The organism is Rummeliibacillus sp. TYF005, assembly GCF_003844195.1.
Classification (GTDB): Bacteria; Bacillota; Bacilli; order Bacillales_A; family Planococcaceae; genus Rummeliibacillus.
Genome location: NZ_ML122613.1, coordinates 1 through 7,409, shown reverse-complemented (window position 1 = coordinate 7,409; position 7,409 = coordinate 1). Strand labels below are relative to the sequence as shown.

7 protein-coding genes and 1 pseudogene are annotated in these 7,409 nt (G+C 33.2%); 7 read left to right on the top strand and 1 reads right to left on the bottom strand.

Annotation, left to right across the window (positions count from 1 at the left end):
• A pseudogene (locus tag CW357_RS18700) lies at nucleotides 1-129 on the top strand (purine-nucleoside phosphorylase); the annotation flags it as partial.
• 261 nt (nucleotides 130-390) lie between these two features.
• On the opposite strand, the gene CW357_RS18415 reads toward CW357_RS18700, so the two are convergent.
• Complete coding sequence (locus CW357_RS18415) at nucleotides 391-558, bottom strand: hypothetical protein (RefSeq protein WP_164489650.1); 168 nt, start codon at nucleotides 556-558, stop codon at nucleotides 391-393.
• A 233-nt stretch (nucleotides 559-791) separates the two neighbouring features.
• Between CW357_RS18415 and CW357_RS17550 the strand changes: the two genes are divergently transcribed.
• The 6 genes from CW357_RS17550 to CW357_RS17520 all read left to right on the top strand — a co-directional run bounded on the left by CW357_RS17550 (nucleotide 792) and on the right by CW357_RS17520 (nucleotide 7,385).
• Nucleotides 792-1,001, top strand: coding sequence for a DUF3797 domain-containing protein (locus CW357_RS17550; protein WP_199670691.1), 210 nt, complete (start codon nucleotides 792-794; stop codon nucleotides 999-1,001).
• Between the two features lie 250 nt (nucleotides 1,002-1,251).
• Nucleotides 1,252-2,763, top strand: coding sequence for a lmo1851 family serine protease (locus tag CW357_RS17545; RefSeq protein ID WP_119415460.1), 1,512 nt, complete (start codon nucleotides 1,252-1,254; stop codon nucleotides 2,761-2,763).
• A 71-nt stretch (nucleotides 2,764-2,834) separates the two neighbouring features.
• Complete coding sequence (locus tag CW357_RS17540) at nucleotides 2,835-3,737, top strand: CobW family GTP-binding protein (RefSeq protein WP_119415461.1); 903 nt, start codon at nucleotides 2,835-2,837, stop codon at nucleotides 3,735-3,737.
• Between the two features lie 504 nt (nucleotides 3,738-4,241).
• Nucleotides 4,242-4,870 (top strand): CAP domain-containing protein (locus CW357_RS18975; RefSeq protein ID WP_164489651.1); only part of this gene is annotated, 629 nt, incomplete at its 5' end.
• A 107-nt stretch (nucleotides 4,871-4,977) separates the two neighbouring features.
• On the top strand, nucleotides 4,978-6,396 hold the full coding sequence (locus CW357_RS17525) for a spore germination protein (protein WP_206426835.1): 1,419 nt from the start codon (nucleotides 4,978-4,980) through the stop codon (nucleotides 6,394-6,396).
• Nucleotides 6,393-7,385, top strand: a complete 993-nt coding sequence (locus CW357_RS17520) for a GerAB/ArcD/ProY family transporter (protein ID WP_124218739.1) — start codon at nucleotides 6,393-6,395, stop codon at nucleotides 7,383-7,385. Before CW357_RS17525 ends, CW357_RS17520 begins: the two co-directional genes overlap by 4 nt.
• Nucleotides 7,386-7,409: the final 24 nt, after the last annotated feature.

Genomic DNA, 7,409 nt, shown 5'->3' with positions numbered 1-7,409 from the left:
CGTCAAGCCCTATCTGTACTAACAGTATCTGACCACCTACTAACTGGCGAAGCAACAACTGCAGAAGAACGCCAAACTACATTCAATGACATGATTGTTGTAGCACTTGAAGCGGCTATTCAAGAGTAGTTTATATAACAAATTTTAAGACATAAGCAAAAGCAGAAAATAAGGCAAGCGACCAAAAAAACGACGATTTATAAAATGTCGTTTAATAAGTCACTTGCCTTTGCTTTGTCTTTTTTCAACGTTTATCCATCAAAATGATTAAAATTCAAGAACTCTAGCTTCATTTGCTGCAGTAGTTTATGCAATTGCTGAACGGTTGCAAGAGGAATGGAATAAAGTTGGTGAAGAATATTGTGACACAAAAAAGAAGGGTTTCCCCTTCTAACCATTTTGATCTAGCTTGTCAGAAATATCTTTTAGAAAGCTCTTTATTTCCTTCTGATTCAAAAGGACTTTCACCATGAAATAAAAGACAAATATAATTGCGGCAAAATATAATAAGACAAATAAAATTGGTATAAAGGCGAATGTAGTAAGAAAATCGTCCAATTATTACACCTCCTTTCATTTGTATAATTATACCATATAATATAGTATTTATAAATAAATATAGAAAAATATACAATTTATATTTATGTCTATAAATAGAGGTATAGAATATGTAACGTATTTCCTAGCACTTTATTTTCCATCTTAATCACAATGTACATGCACAGTCCCCAAATATTTGAATATCCTAAAAAGGTGAGTGAACAAAAATACAAATACAAGGGAGAGGGATTTTGAGTTACAAATATAAGGATGAAATATACAACAGCCTGAATCTTGTAAGTAAACTGATTGATGATTATGGTACTTGTCCAGGATGTGGGAGTGAACGTATTGGAAGTAGTAAAAATATTGGATCAATGGATTACAACGGTAAATTAGGTACGTTTGAACGTATATGCAAATGTGGGTGGTCTGTCAAATTAAAAGTTGAAAAAATCTAATTGAACAATCTAATTCAATTGATGGATATCTCCTATAAAGCACAAATATTAGAGTAATTCATTGTAATTAAATTACATACATTTAAGCTAGCTTAAAGTAGCGCTATAAGCAGTTATATAAAAGCAAAAAAGAAAATTTTCTAAAGGCTATCAAGGAAATTGATAGTCTTTTTCTTTTCGTAGGGCATAATTCCTGATATTATGGTATAAGTAGTGTTTAAACACTGTTAGATTGAAAGTGGTGAACAAGATGGATGATAAAACAAAAGTTGACCCAGAACAAAATGATGAATCTCAAAAAACGCAACAGGTTGACCCAGTTCCAGAAGTAAAACCTGCAGGTAGATACATACGTATGAAACCATTTGCTTTTATCATGATGATTATGGTTTTGATTCTTGCAACTTCAGGTATCACAATCTTTGCTTTAACTTTTGGAGAAGAAAAGGTAGTAGAAGTTCGTACACCTGCTCATACTGAATTCCAAAAATTATTTAATGCTTATGATGAACTATCAAAAAGCTATTACAAAGACATTGATACAGATGCATTAGTAAACGGTGCAGTAGACGGGATGATTAGTGCACTGGGAGATCCTTATTCAGATTATATGAATAAAAAGGAAGCAACTCAATTTAATGAAAGTATCTCTTCTAGTTTCCAAGGAATAGGTGCAGAAATCCAGGAAAAAGATGGACATATTGTAGTTGTGTCGCCTATTAAAAATTCTCCTGCAGAAAAAGCAGGGATTAAAACAAACGACATTATTAAAAAGGTTAACGGCAAAAGTATCGACGGTATGACAGCTTCTGAAGCTGTATTATTAATCCGAGGTAAAAAAGGAACAGATGTTACTTTACAAATTCAACGTGGTGGAGCTAGCAAACTTATTACGATGAAAATAACTCGTGATGATATTCCAGTTGAAACAGTTTATGCAGAAATGAAAAACGACAAAATTGCTCATATCCAAATCACTAGCTTTTCAGATAATACGTATAAAGAATTATTAAGCGCATTAGACAAAATGGAAGCTAAAGGTATGAAAGGTCTAGTTATTGATGTTCGTCAAAATCCAGGTGGATTAGTCGATGTAGTAGAAGACATTGCAAGCCTATTTGTGAAAACCGGAGAACCGATTGTACAATTTGAAGATCGTAACGGTAAAAAACAAGTAGTTCCGGCAAAAGACGGAAGAAAAGTGAAAGTACCTGTTACTGTTTTAATCGATGGTGGTAGTGCTTCAGCTTCTGAAATTTTAGCAGGTGCCTTAAGCGAATCTTCTAATGTCAAATTAGTAGGTGAGAAATCATTTGGTAAAGGGACTATGCAAACAGCTGAAAATCTTTCAGATGGTTCTAATCTAAAATATACAATCGCTAAATGGTTAACACCAAAGGGTAATTGGATTCACGAAAAAGGAATTCAACCAAATTACAAAGTAAATTATCCAAGCTATGCTTCATTGCCATACATTAGTACAGATAAAACGTATAAAGAAGGATCTCTATCTGATCAAGTCAAAGCAGCTGAAAAAATGTTAAAAGCAGTAGGGTATGAACCAGGTAAACTCGATGGTTTATATGATGCTTCAACAACATTAGCTGTTCAAAGATTCCAACAAGACCATAAGTTAAAAGTAACTGGCGTACTAAAAGGTGAGACAACTTATGCTTTAATGGAAGAACTTCGATTGAAGATTAAAAACGAAGATCCACAATTGAAAAAAGCAATGGCAATCGTAAAAGCAGAAATGAAATAGGCTAGAATAAGACAGAGGGAGCTGGCAAATTGTCAGCTCTTTCTTGTTACAGAAATAGGAGTTGAAATTATATGAAAGATGTATATTTATTTAGTGGTTTTTTAGGTAGTGGTAAAACAACAATGTTGGTAGATATTATCCGACAATTAAAAGAACAACGTCTAAAACCAGCAGTGATTATGAATGAACTAGGAAAGCTCAATTTTGACTCGCAAGCTGTTGAAGAAGGAATTCCTTTAAAAGAAATGTTGAATGGATGTATTTGTTGCTCTGGCGCTGAAAAAACAGAGGCGCAAATCCAATCACTTTTAGTAGAATCTGATTTTGATGTACTTATAATAGAAACAACTGGTGCAGCACATCCTGTAGAAGCGATGGATGCAGTCTATTCGCCACTATTTGCAGATCAGCTAAATATTAAAGGTATCATTACTGTAGCTGATAGTAAACGATGGTTAGAACGAGAAAAAATGTCTCCACAAACTCGTTCTCTATTTTTAGAACAAATTCGTCATGCACATTTAATCTTGGCAAATAAAATAGATTTACTAACAGAAGCAGAACGTGCAAAAGTGACATTTGAATTACAAAGTTTAAATCCACATGCTCAAATTATTCAAACCGTAAATGCAAAAGTACCTTTAAAGTTCTTAAATAACCTACATGCAACATCTAGACCAACAGATATCCATAAAGCGGATTTAGGCCATCACCTTCATTTAAGTTCAAGACTAGTTACTTTCCCGGAAACTTCCGATTTTACACAAGAAGAATTTGAAGACTGGGTGCGTTCAATTCCAGAAACAATTTATCGTATGAAGGGTTATGTACCCGTAAAGGGGATTAAAAACCCTATGTTATTCCAATATGCATACGGATTAACACAATGGTTACCTGAGTACATCCGAATGGAACCTAATTTAGTTATTATTGGTGAAGATGTGGATGAATTGAAAGTACCAGGGTTGCAATAATAATCTACGAAATTATGAATATGTCAACCCTTTAAACTTAGCAATAAGCAGATAGACTTCAAGTAAATTCCAAACAAAATCCTTTAATATTGCCCAATGAGAACCCCTTTGGAGAAAGTGGTAATCGTTGGGCAATTTTTTGTCTGATATTTACGATAAGCTTGATACAGACAAGGAGGAATGCAAGATGAAAAAAATGACAAAATGGGCATTACCATTAAGCCTACTAATGATGGTGGGAGTTTCAAGTGGAGCAATCGATGCTTCGGCTAAAACAGTCAATAATGATGCAACGAAGCAAACTTCAGTGTCAAATAATAATTGGCAATATAACAAAGCGTATAATTGGGTGAAAGTTAACAATAACACTAAAAGCCCATTCCAAGTAAAGAAAATGACGAAAGCTGAACTTGATCAATATCTAGCTTCACTTAAAGGATCAAACAAAGGAACTGCCACAAATAAGGATTCTAATAAAGGAACAACAACAAACGCAGATTCTANACAAAGGAACTGCCACAAATAAGGATTCTAATAAAGGAACAACAACAAACGCAGATTCTAATAAAGGAACAACAACAAACGACGCAGATTCTAACAAAGGAACAACGCAAAACACTGCATCAGATAAAGGAACAACAACAAACGACGCAGATTCTAACAAAGGTACAACACAAAACACTGCATCAGATAAAGGAACTTCCACAAACACTGGTTCAAATACTTCAACAACAACAAACTCAAACAGCTCATCTGTATCACAATTTGAACAACAAGTGATTACTTTAACAAATGCTGAACGTGCTAAAGAAGGACTTCCGGCTTTACAAGCTGATACAACATTAATGAAATCTGCTAGAGCAAAATCAGATGATATGGCTAAAAATAATTACTTCTCTCATACGAGCCCAACTTATGGATCACCATTTGACCAAATGAAATCTTTTGGAATCTCATATAAAGCAGCAGCTGAAAATATTGCTCAAGGCCAAAAAACACCACAAGAAGTTGTACAAGCATGGATGAATTCATCAGGACACCGTGCTAATATCATGAATGGTTCATACACTCATATTGGTGTAGGCTATTCAGCAAACGGAAACTATTGGACACAACAATTTATCCAAAAATAATAGTATAATACTAGTTTAATAAATTTTAAAACCAGCCATCATGATGGCTGGTTTTTTGTTTGAAATAATTATTTTATTTCCATACTGGAGGAAAAGGAGGACAGATTTTGTTACTACTTGAATCCATGATTGATAAATTAAAATCTACCTTTTACAATTCTGTCGATTTTACGGCAAAAGAAATTTCATGGCCGAACGAAGAATATGCAATTTTGTGTTATTACAGTTCTATGGTCAATAAAAGTGATGTTCAAAACCAGATAAATGTATTAAAAGTTCAAGCGTCTGTAGATGAAGAAAAATGGACAGAAACAATGGCTGCGGTTAAGGAACCATTTCAAATGGAGAAATTTGTTGATTATATTTGTCATGGGGAAACAATTATCCTTTTATTGACAGAAAAACAAATGGTACATCTTACCTTACCTGAGATTCCACATCGTTCACCTGATGAACCTATAAACGAACATATTCTCAGAGGATCACATGAAGGATTTGTAGAGAATGTAGATGTGAATATAGGGCTTATTAGAAAAAGAATACGCATGCCTAACTTAGTTGTAAACAAAATGGAAGTTGGTAAAGAAACAAAAACCGATGTTTATTATATGTATTTAGATAACGTAGCAAACCAACAATCTGTTTCTGAAGTAGAAAGTAAGTTAAAACTGATGCAAGAAAAAACGAAATCTTTATATACTGCAGGAGAAGTGGGGGACTATTTGGAGGAGTCGGTATATTCACCATTTCCTCAAATGTTAAATACGGAAAGACCTGACCGAGTATTTGCAAATCTTGTGGAAGGGAAGATTGCAGTTTTTACAAATATCTCTCCAACAGTATTACTAGGGCCAGTTACCTTTTTTTCCTTTTATCAATCACCGGATGATTATAATGGACGAGTATTGGTAGGATCATTTTACAGAATGGTTAGGGTATTCAGTTTTTTAACTGCGGTATTTTTGCCAGCATTTTATATAGCGATTGTTAGCTTTCATTTTGAGATTTTACCAATAGAACTAAGTAAAAAACTTAGACTAGATATAAGTGAAATACCTTATCGTCCAATTATAGAAGCGATGATACTGGAAATTATTATAGAACTGATTCGAGAAGCTAGTGTACGACTGCCTCAAGCGATTGTCCAAACAATCGGTATCGTCGGTGGTTTAGTAATTGGAAATGTAATTGTAACTGCAGGTCTTGTTTCTAATATGATGGTAATCATAGTAGCGTTAACAGCTATTTCAAGTTATGTTGTTCCATCCGTTGAAATGAATATGTCAATTCGAATTTTACGCTTTCCTTTTATGTTAGCGGCAGCTTTAGCCGGCTTTTTTGGTATTGTAATTGGAGGCTTTGTACTATTTATACATTTACTCAATTTACATTCTTTAAAGTCACCTTACTTTTCACCAATCGTCCCATTTGAACCCAAAAAGATCAAACAGATTTTTGTCAGAGGTCCATTTGTTAAGCCTTCACCACAAACAAGTTCGTTTGATCCGGAAGGAAGAAAGAAATGAATTTTAAATTAACAAAAATTCAATTTTTTTTAATGCTATTTTTTATTGAAACAGGAGTTATATACATTTCATTTCAACAAGGTGTAATTGATTATGGTGGAAGAGATGCATGGATCATGTTCGGAGTTGCATCTATCTTTATGTATTTGCTCCTTTTCTTTTACGAAAAAAATTATAAATTTTTCCGATTGGGCAAAATTACAAAATGGATTTATATTTTGTATTGGCTAGTCGTAATTATTAGTTTTTTAAGCTATATGCAATATACATTAAACGTGTGGATCATTCAAAATATGCCACCATTCTACTCATTATTGGCTATTGTTCTCGTTACTCTATATATCAGTTTAAGTAGACCTTCTACGACAGTAAACTTAGGGGTATTGATTATACCATTAGTATTTATATTTATTGTTTTTATATTACTTGCGACTCACGAATTGAAATTTTCGAATATTTTACCGATTGGGACAAGTACAGTTCCTCAATGGCTAAAAGGCATGCATTATAGTTTAACAGCTTTTATAGGTATTGAAAGCTATCTAATGTTGAGAAAAAATGTCTTAAAAGATGAAGAGATTAAAGGAAAACCCATATTAATATTCCATCTTATCGTTTCGATATTTATGGGGGCTTCGGTTATAGGGGCTGAATTTTACTTTATGTTAAAGGAAATTCGATTAATACCAGATCCCATTCTGTACATCTTAAAATCGCAAAAGGTAACGTTTGTGAAAAGACTTGATATCTTCTTTATCTATATTTGGCTTGCATGGAGTTTGGTAACCATTAATTTATTTCTCTTTAATATACGAATTGCTTTATCTACACAAGAAGGGAAAAATCCCAAACCTTTGTTATTTATCATACATGGAATTATTATGATTGCTCCTTTGTTTTTCATTGGAGTAGGACAAGTGGAATTTATTCATAAATATCTTATTTATTTATTCTACCCATTTTCCATCATACTACCTATGATAACCTGAATTATTCATAGAATTTTATAAATA